This is a genomic window from Dyadobacter flavalbus (assembly GCF_006149045.1).
Lineage (GTDB): Bacteria > Bacteroidota > Bacteroidia > Cytophagales > Spirosomataceae > Dyadobacter > Dyadobacter flavalbus.
Window position 1 is genome coordinate 201,266 of record NZ_VBSN01000027.1, and the last position, 18,397, is coordinate 219,662.

The 18,397-nt window shown below is 43.7% G+C and carries 16 protein-coding genes and 1 tRNA gene; 8 read left to right on the plus strand and 9 right to left on the minus strand.

The window, feature by feature from the left end; translation table 11 throughout:
• Positions 1-101 precede the first annotated feature (101 nt).
• The 4 genes from FEM33_RS06120 to FEM33_RS06135 all read left to right on the plus strand — a co-directional run bounded on the left by FEM33_RS06120 (position 102) and on the right by FEM33_RS06135 (position 5,582).
• Complete coding sequence (locus FEM33_RS06120; RefSeq protein ID WP_139011207.1) at positions 102-2,045, plus strand: T9SS type B sorting domain-containing protein; 1,944 nt, start codon at positions 102-104, stop codon at positions 2,043-2,045.
• Positions 2,046-2,217: 172 nt separating this feature from the next.
• Positions 2,218-4,143 carry a T9SS type B sorting domain-containing protein gene (locus FEM33_RS06125; protein WP_229214110.1) on the plus strand — a complete coding sequence of 642 codons (1,926 nt, stop codon included), beginning with the start codon at positions 2,218-2,220 and terminating at the stop codon, positions 4,141-4,143.
• A gap of 54 nt (positions 4,144-4,197) precedes the next feature.
• Entirely contained in the window at positions 4,198-4,545 is a 348-nt protein-coding gene (locus tag FEM33_RS06130; RefSeq protein ID WP_139011208.1) for a YbaB/EbfC family nucleoid-associated protein, read from the plus strand.
• An 11-nt stretch (positions 4,546-4,556) separates the two neighbouring features.
• Positions 4,557-5,582, plus strand: a complete 1,026-nt coding sequence (locus tag FEM33_RS06135; RefSeq protein WP_139011209.1) for a glycosyltransferase family 2 protein — start codon at positions 4,557-4,559, stop codon at positions 5,580-5,582.
• On the opposite strand, the gene FEM33_RS06140 is transcribed toward FEM33_RS06135, so the two are convergent.
• Complete coding sequence (locus FEM33_RS06140) at positions 5,566-5,787, minus strand: PspC domain-containing protein (protein ID WP_138283716.1); 222 nt, start codon at positions 5,785-5,787, stop codon at positions 5,566-5,568. The genes FEM33_RS06135 and FEM33_RS06140 overlap by 17 nt on opposite strands.
• Positions 5,788-6,138: 351 nt before the next feature.
• Here FEM33_RS06140 and FEM33_RS06145 point away from each other — a divergent pair, with 351 nt between their 5' ends.
• Positions 6,139-6,333 (plus strand): cold-shock protein, encoded by a 195-nt coding sequence (locus FEM33_RS06145; RefSeq protein ID WP_026629450.1) that lies wholly within the window; start codon positions 6,139-6,141, stop codon positions 6,331-6,333.
• A 62-nt stretch (positions 6,334-6,395) separates the two neighbouring features.
• Here the strand turns inward: FEM33_RS06145 and lysS are convergent, their stop codons facing one another.
• A complete protein-coding gene (gene lysS, locus FEM33_RS06150; RefSeq protein ID WP_139011210.1) occupies positions 6,396-8,111 on the minus strand; it encodes a lysine--tRNA ligase in 1,716 nt (571 codons plus the stop codon).
• A gap of 220 nt (positions 8,112-8,331) precedes the next feature.
• Here lysS and FEM33_RS06155 point away from each other — a divergent pair, with 220 nt between their 5' ends.
• Positions 8,332-10,824 carry an AsmA family protein gene (locus FEM33_RS06155; protein ID WP_139011211.1) on the plus strand — a complete coding sequence of 831 codons (2,493 nt, stop codon included), beginning with the start codon at positions 8,332-8,334 and terminating at the stop codon, positions 10,822-10,824.
• Between the two features lies 1 nt (position 10,825).
• On the opposite strand, the gene FEM33_RS06160 is transcribed toward FEM33_RS06155, so the two are convergent.
• On the minus strand, positions 10,826-11,533 hold the full coding sequence (locus FEM33_RS06160; protein ID WP_139011212.1) for a response regulator transcription factor: 708 nt from the start codon (positions 11,531-11,533) through the stop codon (positions 10,826-10,828).
• 87 nt (positions 11,534-11,620) lie between these two features.
• Entirely contained in the window at positions 11,621-12,460 is an 840-nt protein-coding gene (locus FEM33_RS06165) for an SdiA-regulated/phytase-like domain-containing protein (protein WP_139011213.1), read from the minus strand.
• Here FEM33_RS06165 and FEM33_RS06170 point away from each other — a divergent pair.
• On the plus strand, positions 12,459-13,790 hold the full coding sequence (locus FEM33_RS06170) for an AI-2E family transporter (RefSeq protein WP_139011214.1): 1,332 nt from the start codon (positions 12,459-12,461) through the stop codon (positions 13,788-13,790). The two genes, FEM33_RS06165 and FEM33_RS06170, sit on opposite strands and share 2 nt — an antisense overlap.
• A gap of 7 nt (positions 13,791-13,797) precedes the next feature.
• Here the strand turns inward: FEM33_RS06170 and FEM33_RS06175 are convergent, their stop codons facing one another.
• The 4 genes from FEM33_RS06175 to FEM33_RS06190 form a co-directional block, all read right to left on the minus strand.
• A complete protein-coding gene (locus FEM33_RS06175; RefSeq protein ID WP_139011215.1) occupies positions 13,798-14,277 on the minus strand; it encodes a gliding motility lipoprotein GldH in 480 nt (159 codons plus the stop codon).
• Positions 14,278-14,321: 44 nt separating this feature from the next.
• Positions 14,322-14,822, minus strand: a complete 501-nt coding sequence (locus FEM33_RS06180) for a hypothetical protein (protein ID WP_139011216.1) — start codon at positions 14,820-14,822, stop codon at positions 14,322-14,324.
• Positions 14,823-14,985: 163 nt separating this feature from the next.
• A complete protein-coding gene (locus FEM33_RS06185) occupies positions 14,986-15,783 on the minus strand; it encodes a (Fe-S)-binding protein (RefSeq protein ID WP_139011217.1) in 798 nt (265 codons plus the stop codon).
• Between the two features lie 27 nt (positions 15,784-15,810).
• A complete protein-coding gene (locus FEM33_RS06190; RefSeq protein ID WP_139011218.1) occupies positions 15,811-17,154 on the minus strand; it encodes a 4Fe-4S dicluster domain-containing protein in 1,344 nt (447 codons plus the stop codon).
• Between the two features lie 241 nt (positions 17,155-17,395).
• On the opposite strand from FEM33_RS06190, the gene FEM33_RS06195 reads away from it, so the two are divergent.
• Positions 17,396-17,468: transfer RNA gene (locus FEM33_RS06195), tRNA-Phe, on the plus strand.
• A gap of 134 nt (positions 17,469-17,602) precedes the next feature.
• Here FEM33_RS06195 and FEM33_RS06200 read toward each other — a convergent pair.
• Positions 17,603-18,157, minus strand: a complete 555-nt coding sequence (locus FEM33_RS06200; protein ID WP_229214111.1) for a dihydrofolate reductase family protein — start codon at positions 18,155-18,157, stop codon at positions 17,603-17,605.
• Between the last annotated feature and the right edge of the window lie 240 nt (positions 18,158-18,397).

Genomic DNA, 18,397 nt, shown 5'->3' on the forward strand with positions numbered 1-18,397 from the left:
TTGAACCTCCGTTGCATTTAAACAAAGGATTCTCTGGTTCCGTTTCAAAAACCTTTTTCAATCACAGGCTCCTTATTTCGGATACAACTTTTACTCAACTTATGAAGATCAGACTACTACTATTTTTCTTATTCGGCATATTCACACTTTTTCAGAACGAGGTTTCAGGACAAAATTGCGGAACTACAGGCGGGTTTTCAATCAGTGCGGCGCAAGGCTGTGCGCCTTTGACCATTTCCGTTCAGAATGAAGTAGCCGGCGCGGAAAATATAAGTTATGCTTTCAATTTTGACAGGTCAAAAGGATCGCCGGACGCGGGTGACGTTACGCAGGATTCTTCCTATGTCTATACGAGCCCGGGTACTTATACCATTTTACAGTTTGGAAGCGCCAACGGAACAGGTTTCAGCCAGTGCCAGGATATTGAAGTTCTGGAAACAAGAGCACCCAGAGCCAATCTGATCAAATGCCCCGACGGAAAAGCACAGTTGTCGATTATCAATGACAGCATTTCAAAATCGTATGACTTTATTGAAGTAAACTGGGGCGACGGTTCAAAAGAGTCGGTAACCTTGACGGGGAGCAATAATGTAGTGATAAATCATTCCTATCCAAACGGAAATATACCGGATATTATCGTAAGCGGAAGATACAATAGCGGACAATGCCAGCAAAATTCGGTTTCGACCACATTTACCGGCCCGTTTGTACCGCAGCCACTGACAGAAGTCGGAATCCGGACCGTTGAAATGCTTGCATCCGGAGAAGCCAAGATTATATACGACGGCATGGAAGGCGTCCCGACCGAAATTCTGATGGACGGCGGAAACGGCCAGTTTGTGCCAACCGGGAAAACCAGCCAGTCTGCAGGCTCACATTCTGTAACCATCGGCAATCTCAATCCTGCACAGATTTACAGGTTCAGGCTGTCTTCCACGGATATTTGCGGCAATACAATCGAAAGCCCGATTGTCAGCAGCATGTTGCTGAAAGAAGGCGATTTTTCACTGGATGAAATCATATCCGTTTCGTGGGAGCATCTGACGTTTTCCGGCAATGTGCTGCAATATCAGCTGGTGCGTAACGGAACGGTGGTTTTTGTTACCTCGGATCAGCTTTCTTACCTGGATACGGATGTAAAATGCGGGACATTGTATGAATACGTGATTGTGGCGGTTGTTTCCGATGATGTACGTTCGTATTCTGCGCCTGTCAGTCTTCAGCCAAAAACAGTAGCACCGGAAGTGATCAATACAGCCAGTGTGACGGTTAAGGATGAAAAAACCATTTCGACGCAAGTTGAACTTACGGGTGAAGGACTTACAAGCACTTACGATCTGATTGTGGAAAGGGCTTTGCTCGGAAGTACGGATTTTCAGCAAGTTTCACCGTTGGATAATCAAAGCCTGCAGTTTGAAGATTCAGGCGTGAATACAAATGAAAGTTCGTATTGTTATCGCTTTATTTATGAAAATGCCTGTAATGTGCGGGGGCCGGATTACAGTTCGCCGGTATGCTCCATATTTCTGGAAAACAGTACTTCCAGGATTTCCTGGAACGGGAATTCTCCTTTTACACAAGGAATAAGTTCTTATGATCTTGTGCAGACGGATGCAGCAACCGGAAACGTTCTGGATGAAATTCCAAAGCAGCTGGAAACAAGCCACACACTGGATCTGGAAGCGCAGTCGGCATTTTCTTTTCAGGTAAAAGCGAACTCGGCAAGCGGGAATCTAGTGAGTTACTCCAATGTGCTCAACTTTTCGCAGAATGCCATTTTGCTGATTCCGGATGCATTTACGCCAAACGGAGATGCATACAATGAAAGGTTTGAAGTGAAAGCATATTTTGTAACCGATTTCAGTATGTCTGTATTCAACCGCTGGGGAGAAGTGATTTTTCATTCCAGAAATGCCGCGGAAGGATGGGACGGCAACACGTCGGGCGGAAAAGCGCCGGCAGGATATTATCTGTACAAAATTGACCTGACGGATTCTGCCGGTAAGGAAGTCAGGAAAGAAGGAAGCTTTTTACTGATCCGGTAATGAACGTGTCTGGATGTAAGAAGTGAAAAGTAAGAGGTGAAAAGTTATTAGTGAAGATTTTTAAAGGTTTCTGGATCGGAGAGAAGTTGCTTTGGTCATAAGCCGGATTTCGTGATGCTCAACGTTAATTTTAATTTTTTGAAAAAGTTATTATTAAATGTTGCACACACTTATGAAATTGAACTTGCTGTTTGTCTTGCCATTGTTGGCTTCATACCTGAGTAATTCCGTACAAAGCCAGGGTTTGTGTGATGTCGGCGGAGGCGGTTTCGGGCTTGATAAAAGTGAAGGCTGCGCGCCGCTGCTTGTCAAGATCAGCAATACGGTTCCCGACCCGATTGCAGTGGAATATGTACTGGATTACAAGGGAAATGCCAATCCTGGCTATATAAATCTTTCTTCATACCAGTACAATACAGCGGGAAATTTCACTATCCTTCAGCGGGTATTTCTTTCTTCCGGAAAAATAGCAACTGCATGCCGGAATGTTAAAGTTTATGAAAGTCAGCCGGTTAATGCGCAATATACTTCCTGCGGCGGCGGGAAAGTAAATCTTGTTATTCAGGACAACAAAATATCTCAGGCATACGATCAATACGAAATCAATTGGGGCGATAACAGTCCTGTCGAGATTGTTGCGAAAGGAGCAGTGATGGCAGCTGAACATTATTATAACAATACTTCGGCAAGTCCGGTCGTAAAAGTAATCGGGCTGTATAATTCCAATTCGGCCTGTACGCGCGGCCGTCCTTACTCAGCAACCATTTCCTTTCAGCAGGCGCAGCTCGGCAATATTCAGATTAAAGCAGTAGAAATGCGCGGGGACGGCTCGATCCGGCTTCATTACCTGGGCTTAACCGCAATCCCGACTAGCATTCAGTATAGTACGGACGGTATTTCCTATATTACGGCAGGAAGCAGATCTTCCGGCGGAACGCAGCCTTACGATATAAAAGGATTGAACGCAAAGCAGGTTTACCGTTTGAAATTGTCCTCGGAAGATTTGTGTTCCGGGAAAATGGACAGCAAAGTCATCAGCTCCATGGTGCTTACAGGAAAATCCGAAGACGGGAAAAATGTGCTTACATGGAATCAGTACGGCAGTCCCGACGGATTTAAAAGTTACGATCTGCTGCGGGACGGAACAGTTATCAAGTCATTTACATCCGTTTCGGAAGTTACATATACCGATGAAGATGTACAATGCGGAAGTTATTCGGAATATCAGATTGTCGCCCGGATCAATGACGTAACGTCTACTTCGGCTCCAATAGGAATCAAGGCAGAAATAGCGGTTCCAAAACCGATTCAGCAGGCTTCGGTTTCTGTAATGAGCGACAATTCAGTAACAATAAAGGCAAAAATTCCAGGTTCTGGTCCGAACAGCACGTATGATTTATCCATAGAAAAAGCAGAAGCGGGCAGCAGTGATTTCAAGAAAATAATTACTTTATATAATCAGAACGAGTATTCGGATCTTTCTGTAAAAACGGATGAAAAATCGTACTGCTATCGTTTGAGCTATCAGAATTCGTGCGGACAAAAGCTGCCGCCAACTCAGCCGATCTGCACGATATTGCTCAAAAATGAATTGACAAAACTTTTCTGGAACTCAGAACTTCCGATTTTGGGCGGGTTGAAAGAGTACAGCATAATACAAAAAGGTACAAGCGGAACACAGCAGGAAATTCCGGTTCAGAAAAGCCACGGATATTTTATAAAGCTGGATAAGGAAAGTGAACTTGAATTTGATTTTCAGGTTAAGGCAATTTCCAGTGTACCCGGTTTCGAGAGCTTTTCCAATATCATCAGTTACAGGCGGAATGCCGGTGTTTTTGTTCCGGATGCTTTTACGCCTGACGGCAACGGGTTTAACGACGTGCTGCTGGCAAAGTCTACGCAGCTGAAATCCTTTGATTTTTCCGTATTCAACCGCTGGGGAGAAGTGATTTTCCGCTCAAACGCCCTTGCGGATGGTTGGGACGGCAAAATAAACGGGGCCGATGCACCGACGGGTTCATACATTTATAAAGTTACATTCACAGACGATATCAATCAAACTGTTGAAAAAAGTGGTACATTTATGCTTCTGAGATAGGAACCATTTTACTTGGAATGGTCTTATATCAGCGTAAAACTTAACAGCAGAGATATGTTTGGAAATATGGCAGATATGATGGGGCTGATGGGTAAAATGAAAGACCTTCAGTCCCGTATGAAAGAAGCTCAGGATGAGCTGGGAGGAATTACACAAACTGCAGAATCCGGAGGCGGAATGGTAAAAGCAACCGTTAACGGACAAAAGGAACTGATCGGCCTTGAACTGGATAAAGACCTGATTAATCCGGATGACAAGGAAATGCTTCAGGATCTTATTGTTGCTGCGGTTAACAAGGCATTTGAAAATATTGAGCCCAAAATCAAAGAGCACCTGCAGAAAGCAACAGACGGCGTACTGCCCAATATCCCGGGACTGGATCTTGGCGGGTTTATGAAATAAAATAATACCTGATGGCTTCCACGGTTGCGATTGTAATCCTGAATTATAACGGTCAGCATTATCTTGAAAAGTTTCTTCCATACGTAATCCGGTATTCAGAAGGCTATGATATCTGGGTTGCAGATAATGCTTCCACGGACCATTCGCTTAGTTGGCTGCACGAAAATTATCCTGAAATACGGAAACTTTCCATTTCTGAAAACCGCGGGTATGCAGGAGGCTACAATGAAGCCCTCCGGCATATTTCGGCGGATTATTATATATTGCTGAACTCGGATATTGAGGTCACCAGCAACTGGATCGAGCCTGTCATTTCCTTTATGGACTCGGATCAGAGAATTGCAGCATGCCAGCCTAAAATCCGTTCCTACGATCTTCCGACACATTTTGAATATGCCGGCGCAGCCGGTGGCTATATGGACTATCTTGGCTATCCGTTCTGCCGCGGACGTATTTTCGATACGCGGGAAGAGGACTCTGGCCAGTATGATGATGAAAAAGATGTGTTCTGGGCCACGGGCGCATGCCTGTTTGTAAGGTCCAAAGCTTTTCATGAAGCATCCGGGTTTGATGAACAGTTTTTTGCCCACATGGAAGAAATCGACTTGTGCTGGCGATTGCTTAACATGCAGTACAGAGTTACTTATTGCGGGAAATCAGTCGTTTATCACGTCGGAGGAGGAACGCTCCACAAATCCAATCCAAGGAAAACCTTTCTGAATTACAGGAACAATCTCATCATGCTTTTCAAAAACCTGCCGAAAGGCCGCAGATGGAAAACGGTTTTCATAAGATTGGTTCTGGATGGGATTTCCAGTGTACGGTTTATGGCAACAGGCGCATGGCCGGATGTAATTGCCATTATCAGGGCACATTTTGCTTTTTACGCAATGATACCGGCTTTGTTAACATCAACAAAAAGAACAACTTACCGTGCTCCGTTATATTACAGAAGTGTCGTATGGGAATATTTTGTGTTGGGAAAACACAGGTTTTATCAGCTTACAGGAATCAGGAATTCTATAACTCCCAAATAGTGGGACTGTTATGTCTGCGCCAGTGCTGGCGGATCTCCATCCAGAAAGCCATGATCAGGTACAGGATAATAGGCGACCCGAAGGTCATGAAGGTTGCATAAATAAAGTACAGCCGTATACTGCTGGCAGGGAAATTAAGCTTTTCGCCCAACTTCGCACACACGCCAAATATCTGGTCTTCCACGTAATACCGAAGTCTGTTCATACCTTTTATAGCAATATTTAATTCATAATTAAGGAATTTAGCTTTGAGATACAATCCGAATACTGAATTTTATTCAAATTGACTTCCCGGACTGCTTTACCGCTTACTCGTAAGTTTTCAAATTCTTTATTCAAATAAATTGTTTTACAAACAATTTTTGTTTCTTTGTGATTGAAGGTTTTGTAAGTTGTTCATTATAATCAGCATGTCCTGACTAAAAATACCAAAATTTCTTTTGCCATTGGGTTGAGCCTCCCTCAATTATTTGGTAACGTTATGAAAGGTTTAATCTGAAACGCTTGCAACTCCTTTGTATTTTCACCTTATTTCAATTTTTTTATTTCAACTATTATGCCAACAGGTACTGTAAAATTTTTCAATGAAGCTAAGGGATACGGCTTCATCGTGGAAGACGACACAAACAGAGACATTTTTGTCCATGTGACAGGATTGGGAGGACTTACTATCCGTGAAAACGATCAAGTAGAATACGAAGTCGTTGAAGGCAAGAAAGGACTAAACGCTGTGCAGGTAAAAAAGATATAGTTGTATTTTTTTTGCGAAAAGTAAAAATGCCGCAATCCGTTGCGGCATTTTTACTTTTATAGCTATTCAACCCATGCTTTTATTTCGTCCAGCAAAGGCATTTTTTCTTCTATTTTAAGCTTCTTCCGCATGCCGCCAAGATCATTGAAAATTTTGTTCGGACTGGCTGCTTTCAGCTGTTCAATGGTCAGAATGTTCATTTTCTGCAAAGCCGGAATCCATACTGCGGGCACGCCTGCTTGCATATAATCCGTTTCTTTCGCCATTTCCGGCTTCTTTTCAGGACGCATCTGCGGGAAAAAGATCACTTCCTGAATGCTTGAATTGTTGGTCAGCAGCATCGTCAGGCGGTCAATTCCGATTCCGATTCCCGATGTAGGCGGCATTCCGTATTCCAGCGAGCGCAGAAAATCGTCATCCATTTCCATGGCTTCGTCATCGCCGCGTTCTTTCAGTTTAAGCTGGTCTTCAAAGCGTTCGCGCTGCTCGATCGGATCATTTAACTCGGAGTAGGCATTTGCAATTTCCCTGCCGTTAACGAAAAGTTCGAAGCGTTCCACCATGCCGCTTTTGGTACGGTGTTTCTTTGTAAGCGGAGACATTTCAACAGGATGATCAATGATGAATGTCGGCTGGATAATATTTTCCTCAACTTTCTCACCAAAGATTTCATCAATAAGCTTTCCTTTGCCCATACTTTCACTTACTTCCATTCCCCATTCCCGGCACTGGCTGCGGATGGCCGCTTCATCCAGCTCGTCCACATTGAGCCCGGTGTACTGAAGAATGGCATCCGTAATGCTCAGGCGTGGGTACGGACCGGCAAAGTTCAGTTCTTTATCCCCGAATACGGCTGTTGTGGTTCCGTTAACAGCTATTGCGACTTGTTCCAGCACTTGTTCGGTCATCTGCATCATCCACAGATAATCCTTGTAAGCGACATACAATTCCACGGTTGTAAACTCCGGGTTATGCGTGCGGTCCATGCCTTCATTCCTGAAAAGCTTGCCGAATTCATAAACGCCTTCAAAACCGCCTACAATCAATCGCTTCAGGTGCAGCTCGGTAGCAATGCGCAGAAACAGATCGACATCCAGTGCATTATGGTGCGTTTCGAACGGCCTTGCTGCTGCGCCACCGTGAATGGACTGAAGTACGGGCGTTTCCACTTCCAGCCAGCCTTTTGAATCAAAGTAAGAGCGCATGGTTGTAATAATCCTGGCTCTTTTGATGAAAATAGCACGGATTTCCGGATTTACGATCAGGTCTACATAACGCTGGCGGTAACGCAGTTCCGGATCGGTAAAGCCGTCGTATATGTTTCCGTCTTCGTCCCGTTTTACAACCGGCAAGGGACGGAGCGATTTATTAAGGATTTTAAATTCCTGAACATGAACAGAGATTTCACCCGTTTGCGTAGTAAAAACAAAGCCTGTGATGCCAATGATATCACCAATATCCAGCAATTTCTTGAATACGGTGTTATAAAGTGTTTTGTCTTCGCCGGGGCACAAGTCGTCGCGGCGGAAGTAAAGCTGGATTCTGCCCGTACTGTCCTGCAACTCTGCAAAAGCCGCGCTGCCCATGATACGAAAACCCATCAGCCTTCCGGCCATCGTTACATACTTGTAATCAATCTTGTTGTTCTCGTAATTCTTGGTAATGTCCGATGCATAAGTATTTACCACAAATTCTTCGGCAGGATAAGGTTCAATACCTAACCGCATCAGTTCTTCCCGTTTTTGACGACGTAATATTTCCTGTTCGCTCAATAGCATTTTACAGCAGTAATTAAAATAACAAATGTCTGTATTTCAAAATAGTGCGCAAAATTAGTACATTTTGACGTGAATATCGAAACTGAAACCGGCAAGATCATGTATCCAGCGAACGGTATGATTTCTGGCACGTTATTAATGGCCTTGCGTATGAGGTATACAGTAACCGGCTGTTCAGTAGTTTAACACATACATCTATTCGTTAAATCCTTCTCCGTTCATGTTTGCAAGAATTTTAAAAATCTTTGGTATAGTTGCTTTATGTGCGTTCTTTTTGTTTGGCGCCGTTGAAATTTGGGTTTACAGAAATAAAGAAAAATTTTTCCGGACGGTTCAGGAAATGGTCAATGAAAACCTGAACGGACATCTTGAAATTGAGGATTTTAAATTCCGGCCGTTTAAAGGTCAGTTTGGGCTGAACTTCACCATGGAAAATGTGAGACTGACGGATAGCCTTTATCAGATTCATAAAAAGCCGTTCCTTGAAGCGGAATACATGCAGGTTGCACTGGACCTGCAGAACTTTTACAAAGGGGATATAAAAATCAAAAACCTGATCCTGCAGAACGGCAGCCTGAAAATGTTTGTACAAAAAGACGGGTACTCCAATATGACCATTTTCAGGTCGTCGCCGCAGGATTCGGCCATTAACCGTGACGTGGGCCATCGCGACGGAATTGTAAAGAAGCTTGGAAACCTGAGATTCATCAACTTTGCTGTCAGCTATTCCGATTCCGTCAAGGAAAAATACTACGGCGCCCTTTTTCATGATGCTGTCAACATAACGAATGTAACGGATACTGCCACAAATGCCCGATTTACCGGATCTGTTTTCTTTAACGGGCTTACATTCAAGCCCCGGAAAGGCGGATTTCTGGTCAGGCAGGAAGCCATGCTTGATCTGGCCCTTTCGTACAATGAAAATACCAAAAAACTCCTGATCGCTCCTTCTTCGCTGGAAAGTGCAACGCATGACAAAATCGGCATAAACGGAGAATTTGACTTTTCGGACACGACAAGAGCTTTCAAGCTGAGTTTTGGCGTAAAGAAAATAGCCGTCAAGAATGCATTGCCGCTTCTGACACGAAGACTTCGGGAACAGCTTGATTCCATCGGCATTCAGGCAAATGTAGATACGCAGGTAAAAATAGACGGAAAATTAAACGGCGAGCAGCCGCGTGTTGACGTTTTTTTCAAGACAGAACCGTTCAAATACGAATTGCCCGTCGGCGTATTGCGGAATATGCAGACTACGGGACATTTTACAAACCAGGCCGATACCACGCAGTTTCCAAGCATTTACAATTCGCGGATTACTGCTCCGAACGTTATCGGAATGTTTGAAAAAATACCGTTTAAGTTTTCCCTCGCAGTAACCAATTTCTTTAATCCCGTAGCCAAGCTGGACGGTGTCGTTTCTGCGGATTCAAGCAATATGAACGAACTTCTGGACCCGGTTCGTTACCGGTTTCGCAACGGAACGGCGAAAATTGATTTTCACTTTGACGGAAGCCTCAAAAACTTTTATGATCCGAAAAAAGAACGCTTTAACGGGAAACTGAGCGGAAAAGTAGCGCTCAATAACATATCCATGGATTATTTGCCGCGGCAAGTAAGATTGGCAAAAATCAAAGGTGATTTTACATTCAATGAAAAAGTACTCGTATTCCCGGCCATAAGTGTTTTCGACGGACAAAATATGATGTATTTTCAGGGGACAGTCGTGGACCTGGTTCCTTATCTGTTTGGTTCGCCGAGGCTGCTGACAGCAAATGTAAATATCAACATTCCGACCTGGAAGCTGAACTGGCTTGAAACCTTGCTGGCGCCGAGAAAGACAACGGTAAGAAGGAAAAAGAAACTGAAACTTTCGGAGCTGCTGGATGAAGCCATTGATCAGATGCAGATTGTGGCGAAGCTGGACTCCAAAAACCTGAAATACCGGAACTTTAACGCCAAGGATGTAAAAGGCCAGTTTACAATCAAAAACAATGCCGTAAGCATAGAATATTTTATGATGAAAGCATTTGGGAAAGGCAGCGTAAGGGTTTCAGGCGAAATGGATAATTCGGGCGCTAGTCCTTTGCCGCGCCTTGCAGTAAGAGGAAATATTAAAAATGCAGACGTACATTCGGTTTTTTACTCTTTCGATAATTTCGGCCAGAAAACGTTTACGCATGACAATCTGAAAGGGATACTGAGTACGGATTTCAATTTTGAATCGAGGCTGAATAACAATGTAAGGCTTGTTCCTTCTACGATGAAAGGAAATTTGCGGATTGATTTTACAAACGGCTACATCATTAATTTTGAACCGTTCATGAAAATGAAACGGCTTATATTTAAAAAGCGCAATTTTGAAAGAGTAAAATTTGCGCCTATTCGCACAGACTTCATCCTGAAAGGGCAGGAAATAGAAATCCAGCCGATGGAAATTGAATCCAATGTACTTACGCTTTACATTGACGGCATTTACAGCTTTGGTACCAAAACGGACATCAATATTCAGATACCGCTCAGCAATCTTAAAAAAAGGGATTCCACTTATGTTCTTGATCCCAATAATGAAGAGAAAAAAGACGGTTCAAAGATATTCCTCCGTGCCATTGATGAAAATGGCGAGGTAAATATAAAACTGGCTTTCCGCAAGAAGAAAGACAAGGAAAAAGATAAGGATAAAGACGATAACCAGCCGGAAGAAATTGAAAAATAGTTTACTGTTCCGTACTGAACATGTAACCGACTCCTTTCAGCGTTTTGATGTATCTGTCGCCCAGCTTTTCACGCAGTTTACGTATATGGACGTCAACGGTCCTTTCCAGCACGTATATGTCGGCGCCCCAGATTTTCTGAAGCAGTTCGTCCCGGCTGAAAACCTTGTCGGGCGTCTGGGCCAGAAAAAACAGAAGTTCAAATTCCTTTTTGGGCAGAACAACCGATTTTTCCGAATCCTGCGTAACCGTATAGTTTTTCCTGTTTATAGATAAATCAAGAATGTCGATCTGATCTCCGGATTCGGCTTTTTGTGCTTCACGGCGGAACAAAGCGTTGATGCGGCTCATCAGCGCACGCGGCTTGATCGGCTTTGTAATATAATCGTCAGCACCCACTTCAAAAGCCGCAACTTCCGAGTATTCTTCGGAACGGGCCGTAAGAAAAAGAATATACGTATTTCTGATGTCCGGGTTCTGGCGCAGCATCCGTCCGGTTTCAATGCCGTCCATCTGAGGCATCATTATATCCAGAAGGATCAGGTCCGGAATAAATGTTTTGGCAATTTCAATTGCTTTTTTGCCGTTGCAGGCAGTCAGAACGTTGTAACCTTCTTTATTGAGATTGTATTCCAGAAGTTCAACAATATCAGAGTCATCATCAACAACCAGTACTTTCGGGGCTGATGAGGCAGATTTAGCGGTGCTCATTGAGTTAATTATTAAAACGCAACATGAAATTAGCAGATGTGATGTTCAGATTACATGTTTCGGGCCAATGTTAACATAAACATAATATCAGCGATAAGTAATTCGGTAAATACTGCCTTGTTCGTTTGTAACCAGCAGGTCGGTATTATTCAGAAACAGAATGGCTTCATTCTGCATTTTCACCAGCCGGAAACAGCCAAGCGGCTTTTTAAAGTTGATTTCATTTCCGTCTACTCCGAATAAAAGTACTTTTCCATAAGTCAGCACAGCGAAAGTTTTACCGTCCGGGCTGATGTCTGCAGAAGTAACGAGCGCATCGATATAAATGCTGTCAACAGGCGAGAGGCTGTGATTTCCTTTTTCCGCAGGCAGGCGGTACAGTTTTACCTGTTTGTCTTTGGTCCAGTTTTTTGAAAAAAGGTATAAATTTTTATTGTGATAAAAAAATGCCTCGCAATCGAATTCCGGTATGTCCGAAGCTCCGGATGTGCCTTTCTGGGCGGCGTATTCAAAAGTGATTTTTTCCGTAGCGTTCTGATCGGGCGGAATCCTGTAAATGTCAAAAGATTTTCTGTTACCTGCGTTATTGCCGAAATCTCCGATATAGATGTTGTTTTCCGGGTCTTTTGCCAGGTCTTCCCAATCTGTATTTTTTGCGCCGGGAACAGTTTTTGTTGAAAGCAGTTTTCCGGAAAGATCAAACTCGTAAAGTTCTGCTTTTCCGCCACTGTCATTATGAGTCCAGAATGAATTTTTTCCGTTACCTGCAGCAAGCCCCGAACTTTCAGCAGCAACCGCCGGGAGCGTACCGATCTTTTTGATCTGATAATGAGATTTTACCTTTTCGAAATTATTGATGCTATGATCCGGCTGACAAGTACACAAAACAGTTTTTACCGCATACCACAGATACATTAATTTATTCATGAATTCAACATTACGTCCACTCCCAAACAAAGATAGAGAAACACCCGCTTACCTGAAGCTGGCCAGTATACTTGTGGCGCTTATTGCAACGGTGTATATCCTGTTTACATTGCGGGAAACAATCATTCCACTTGCATTTTCGATTTTGCTGGCCATTCTGCTGCATCCGGTCTGTGCATGGCTGGAACGTCACCGCGTGCCTCGTATCGGGGCTATTCTGCTCAGCATACTGGCTTTGTTCGTTGTGATCACCATTCTGGTATATGTCGTTTCGATCCAGATCGGGAGTTTTGCAGAGGAGCTTCCCAGAATTACCGAAAAAGCAGAAACTATTCTGGATCAGGCGCTTACCATGGGCGAGCGTTATCTGAACGTCAGCCGGAGCCAGCAGGTTAGCGAGGCCAAAAGGTATCTGATCAATGCATTGAGCGAAGGAAGGGCCGTTTTGCTGAATACGCTGGTTACGACTACGGGAGCCATTTCCACATTCATCCTGATTCCTTTATATATCTTCTTTTTCCTTTTGTACCGTGATTTTTTCAGGCGTTTTGTTCACAAGGCCGTTACCAATGTATCCAATGATGAACTGAATCTGCTTCTGAAAAAAATCTATGAAGTAATCCAGAGCTATCTTTCCGGACTGTTTCTTGTCATTCTTATTGTCGGCGTTCTGAACAGCATCGGCTTGCTGATCCTCGGCATTCCGCATGCCATTTTCTTCGGGTTTCTGGCCGGGTTCCTGATTCTGATTCCTTATATCGGCATACTGATCGGTTCCATACTTCCTGCATTGCTGAGCATTGTTACCATGGATTCGCCGTGGTATGCAGTCGGCGTTATCGGCGTGATGAGCTTTGTGCAGTTTCTCGAAGGGAATTTTATTACGCCCAATATTGTCGGATCAAAAGTGAGCGTGAACCCGCTTGCGGCCATTGTTGCCTTGTTTCTGGGCGGACAGTTGTGGGGACTTTCCGGGTTAATCCTTGCATTGCCCGTTACTGCCATTCTGAAAGTAGTTCTGGATACGATTCCGAGCCTTGAACCTTACGGCTTTTTACTCGGAGAACCTGTTCACGAAGTAGCGGAAGAAAAAGCAGAACGGAGAAGGGAAGGAGAAAGGGTAGAACGGAGAAGGGAAGAGAAAAGGGTAGAACGGAGAGAGGAAGGAGAAAAGGTAGAGCGGAGAAAGGAAGAAACCGATGTAAAGGCAGAAGCAGTTCCGGAATTCAAGAAAAAGCCTTACCGCCGCTACCGCAACAAATCCAAAAAGAAGAATGAATCCGGTAATCCGCCTGCGTCTTCTTCGCCCGCAGCCAATGTAGAAAATTGATTGCAGATTATTCTGTTTTTACTTTTTCAACACAGATTCCGACGCTCATGATAAAAGGAAGCGGGTTCTGCCGCATGGACTGCGAAAGTGTAAAAGTGTAAATTCCTGCTTTTTTAAACCTGTAATTTTTCTGAAAAGGGATTTTATGATCAAACAGATCACCAAGCCCGTGGCCGTAAGGCTTCCCGGATACTTCATTGGAAAGATAAACTTCTTCCAGCGTATTGGAAATCTGTTTATTGTCCGGACCGATTACATTTCTGGTCAGATATAAATTGTAATACGGATACTGAAATGCATTTCTCAGCACGTAATACATGTTGTAAGTGCTTACAGTATCCGTTATTTCAACCTTGAAAGAAGGCTTGTTGTTGATATACCAAAGACCGTCCTCTATATTTTCATGCGCTTTATAAACGACATTTTCATTGCATCCGGGCAGTAACAGGCAAATTAACGACAGCCGGACAAAGGGCAGAAATTTCATTCGGAATTCGGGTATTTGATTTACAAAAACAGGTATTTTTAAACTTATGAACTTGTCTGCTGCGCAAAGTAACGGCTTAGCCAAGAATCGGAAGCACGTATTTTCCATCTTTTCAGCCATTGCGCTTTATTGGCCACCTGATTGTCAAAAATGGTCGTATACGGCGTAATCAGTTCATTCATGACAGCTTGTTTGATTTTCGGCACAGCCACAGTCTGAACGGTATTGTTGTCGTCAAAATAAGCCAGTGAGCGGTCAAAAAAATCAATGTTCATGCGCTGACCAATTTCTTTCAGCCAGTGAACGGAAGTATCAATCGAACATCCGCTCGGCAGTTCATCGCTTTCGTCCACGGCAATCACGACAAACCGATGTTCAAATACTTTTGCCGAAGCCGTAAGCGGCTTGCCGTGCGCTTTCCATTCATCCAGAGAAGCTTTGAGCGTTTCGGTAATAATACCCGCTTCTTCATTGGTTATGGTTCTGTCGGCCTGATAAATCCAGACTCTTGACTGTAAATCTATATCGCTGAATGGAATGTACATAACTTTGAAATAATTTAAATACTTGAAAAATCTGCTTCAAAAAAAGCCGGTTGCCAGTATTTTGAAACACTACATTTAAAAATAAGTTCTGTTATCCAGATTTCCGTATTGGTATTATCCAACAAAACATACATCTGACTGCTTACATTTACCATTTCACCATTCACAATCCTTCCGCCCGCGCAATCAGTTCCGCCAGATCGTACACTTTTACAGCATCCTCTTTTTCCTTGTTCTTGACGCCGTCCGTCATCATAACCATACAGAACGGGCAGGCAACTGCAATAGTATTTGCTCCCGTCCCGATTGCTTCTTCGATCCGTTCAATGTTGATGTCTTTTCGTCCGGGTTCCGGCTCTTTAAACATTTGTCCTCCGCCGGCACCGCAGCAAAGGCCTTTTGTGCGGCAGCGCTTCATCTCGACCAGATCGGCATCCAGCGCTTCCAGTACATGCCGCGGCGCTTCGTAAATGTTATTGGCGCGGCCAAGATAGCAGGAATCGTGAAAAGTAATCTTTTTGCCTTTAAACGTTTCGCCGCCTTCCAGCCGGACGCGGCCTTCATTGATCAGCTGCTGGAGATATTCCGAATGATGGATTACTTCATAATGGCCGCCCAGTTCGGGATATTCATTTTTCAGCGTATTGAAACAATGCGGGCATGCCGTAACGATTTTCTTGATCCCGTACATATCCAGCACCTGAATGTTGGACATGGCAAGCATTTGAAAGGTAAATTCATTTCCGGCGCGCCGGGCAGGATCGCCCGTGCAGCTTTCCTCCGTTCCAAGTACCGCAAATCGGATTCCTGCCTTGTTCAGTATTTTTACAAAAGCGACCGTCACTTTTTTATACCTGTCGTCAAATGCGCCCGCACAGCCTACCCAGAACAACACTTCCGGAGATTCATTGGCAGCAGCCATTTCGGCCATTGTCGGAACCTTGTATGTCAAATCACTCATGGAATTTCAATTTAGATTAATAGCTGCTTATCCGGCAGATTTCTGTTCAAGACCTTCCGTCCAGTTAAAGCGGTCTCCGGCAGAAAATTTCCACGGAGCCTGATTGGTATCCAGATTCTGAAACATCGTGTTCCAGGAACCGGGCGCCTGTGCTTCATCCATTATCTTGTAGCGGCGGAGCTGAAGAATGATATCCAGCGGGTTAATAAGCACAGGACATTCCTGCACGCATGCGTTACAGGTTGTGCAGGCAAGAATTTCTTCTTCCAGAATGTAATCACCAATCAGACTTTTCCCGTCATCGACAAATTTACCTTTGTTGGCCTGCATATTCCTGCCCACATCTTCGAGACGATCGCGCGTATCCATCATTATTTTTCTGGGAGAAAGCTTTTTGCCCGTTATATTGGCCGGGCAAGCCGCGGTACAACGCCCGCATTCCGTGCAGGAATAAGCATCCATCAGATTTTTCCAGCTCAGGTCCTGCACATCCCTGGCCCCGAATCGTTCCGGAACTTCGGCTGTTTCGCCTGAGGCATTTTCCAGTCCAAGCATCATTTTCACCTCGTTGGTAATTTCCGGCATGTTCTTCATTTCACCTTTCGGGATCAGCCTTGAAAAATACGTATTTGGAAAAGCGAGAATAATATGCAAATGTTTGGAATAGGTAACATAAACGGCAAACGCAAAAATGCCGAGAATGTGAAACCACCATGCAGCACGTTCGTAAATGATCAGCGCATTTTCATTCCAGCCTTCAAACAAAGGTTTTAAAAACTGGCTGAACCAAAAATTTCCGGTTTTGGGATAATGCGCACTGCCTAAATCCTGCAATACACTGTCGGCAGCGTTCATAGTCAGAATGGCAATCATCAGTACAATTTCAAAAATCAGGATCAGCTTGCCGTCCAGCGCCGGCCAGCCATTCATTTCACGGTGGCGGACAGGCTGTAAGCGTGCTACTTTCGCAACACTCCTGCGAAATAGAAATATAACGCAGGCCAGCAGTACAGCAACTGCCAGAAATTCAAAAAAGCCAATGAGAACCGGATAAAACGAGCCCAGAAATGAAGCGAAAAGACGATGCTTTCCAAGAATTCCATCCAGTACAATTTCCAGAACTTCCATATTGATCAGGATAAAACCGGCATACACGGCAAAGTGCAGGATGCCGACCAATGGCTTGTCAAACATCTTTTTCTGACCGAATGCAACGCGCATCATAATGGAAAGTCGTCGCTGCGGCTGATCGGTAAGATCTTCGGGCTTGCCAAGATTAATCGTGGATTTGATCAATTGAACGCGCTGAAAAACCAGCCAGCCGGCTATTCCAAGCACAACAATAAATATTACTTGCTGAATTACTTCCATTGCAGATGAATAGGTTTCTGGCAAAATCATTAGTATGCAAGCATACTACTAACAAATATGAGAAAAATGTGATTGGGTGACAAACTGTTTGTGCATAAAAATATTTTCGAGCATTTAATATCAAGACACTCAGGATAATACGTGATTTAAATACATTTTATAAAAAATAAATTCAACAAACAGTTTGTAAAGCTAAAACAGACTTCTATTTTTGCAGTCCCAAACGGGGCCAACTGAAAGCGGTGATGTAGCTCAGTCGGTAGAGCAAAGGACTGAAAATCCTTGTGTCGGCGGTTCGATTCCGTCCATCACCACAGAATGCAAATAAAGCCTGCTGATTAATTGCAATCAGCAGGCTTTATTTGTTTAGTACACTCTGTAGAAAGTTTTATAAAATAATGGATCAAACCGGCCATTTTAACTTGTTTGCAGCACATCTTGATTTCTTTTATTTATTGCTTCTCTCATAATGTAGCTGTACTAATCCGGTTTCAAAACTTTTCGAACTAATCAATTTCAAGTCAGTGCCGGGCCGCCCATCCTTGAAAAGACGGATGCCTTCTCCTACAAAAACGGGGATTACAGAAATGACAAATTCATCAATCAGACTGCGCTGTAACAGTTGATGTACAACTTCCGCGCCTCCGTCACAAAAAATGGTTTTGCCTTCTTTTGCCTGTAATTTTGTAACCAGTTCGCCAATATCGCCGGTATAGAAGTGTATATTGCCAATACTTTCCTGTGGTGTTCGCGTGATAATGTAAGTTTCCTTGTCAGCATGAATGAAATCCGGAACGTGCTGTATTACCCAGTTATACGTACGGCGGCCGACTATAACCGTGTCGACTTGTTCAATAAAGTCCGCGTAGCCATAATCTTCGCCTTCTTTCTCAACTTTTCCTAAAAATCCAAGGTCATCGCCCGGAGCAGCAATGTAACCATCCAGGCTCATCGCAATATAAAGCACGAGTTTTCGCATTGTTTTAATGATAGTTAATTTCATTGCAAGCCCTTGTTCGCTGCATTCTTCGGCATTGCAATTTTTACATTGCAACTTATGGAATCGAGCGTAATTGGCAAGTAAACCGAAGGCCGGATTTTTATAAAATTGAGTGAATGGATAAAAGAAAAGTATGCTTTTCCTGCGCTCTGTTTTCAATTACATGCCGTTAAAGCGTGGCAGTAATTATTGAAGTTAAGACGGCGAAGTTCCAGATTTGCTTTCTTGTAAAACTAGCTTCTG

Bases quoted from the DNA above. Each gene is read 5' to 3' on its own strand.
- FEM33_RS06125 (WP_229214110.1), top strand. From the start codon at position 2,218: ATGAAATTGAACTTGCTGTTTGTCTTGCCATTGTTGGCTTCATACCTG.
- FEM33_RS06170 (WP_139011214.1), top strand. From the start codon at position 12,459: ATGAATTCAACATTACGTCCACTCCCAAACAAAGATAGAGAAACACCC.
- FEM33_RS06185 (WP_139011217.1), bottom strand. From the start codon at position 15,783: ATGAGTGATTTGACATACAAGGTTCCGACAATGGCCGAAATGGCTGCT.
- FEM33_RS06165 (WP_139011213.1), bottom strand. From the start codon at position 12,460: ATGAATAAATTAATGTATCTGTGGTATGCGGTAAAAACTGTTTTGTGT.
- FEM33_RS06180 (WP_139011216.1), bottom strand. From the start codon at position 14,822: ATGTACATTCCATTCAGCGATATAGATTTACAGTCAAGAGTCTGGATT.
- FEM33_RS06135 (WP_139011209.1), top strand. From the start codon at position 4,557: ATGGCTTCCACGGTTGCGATTGTAATCCTGAATTATAACGGTCAGCAT.
- FEM33_RS06120 (WP_139011207.1), top strand. From the start codon at position 102: ATGAAGATCAGACTACTACTATTTTTCTTATTCGGCATATTCACACTT.
- FEM33_RS06200 (WP_229214111.1), bottom strand. From the start codon at position 18,157: ATGAAATTAACTATCATTAAAACAATGCGAAAACTCGTGCTTTATATT.
- FEM33_RS06155 (WP_139011211.1), top strand. From the start codon at position 8,332: ATGTTTGCAAGAATTTTAAAAATCTTTGGTATAGTTGCTTTATGTGCG.
- lysS (WP_139011210.1), bottom strand. From the start codon at position 8,111: ATGCTATTGAGCGAACAGGAAATATTACGTCGTCAAAAACGGGAAGAA.
- FEM33_RS06160 (WP_139011212.1), bottom strand. From the start codon at position 11,533: ATGAGCACCGCTAAATCTGCCTCATCAGCCCCGAAAGTACTGGTTGTT.
- FEM33_RS06130 (WP_139011208.1), top strand. From the start codon at position 4,198: ATGTTTGGAAATATGGCAGATATGATGGGGCTGATGGGTAAAATGAAA.
- FEM33_RS06175 (WP_139011215.1), bottom strand. From the start codon at position 14,277: ATGAAATTTCTGCCCTTTGTCCGGCTGTCGTTAATTTGCCTGTTACTG.
- FEM33_RS06140 (WP_138283716.1), bottom strand. From the start codon at position 5,787: ATGAACAGACTTCGGTATTACGTGGAAGACCAGATATTTGGCGTGTGT.
- FEM33_RS06190 (WP_139011218.1), bottom strand. From the start codon at position 17,154: ATGGAAGTAATTCAGCAAGTAATATTTATTGTTGTGCTTGGAATAGCC.
- FEM33_RS06145 (WP_026629450.1), top strand. From the start codon at position 6,139: ATGCCAACAGGTACTGTAAAATTTTTCAATGAAGCTAAGGGATACGGC.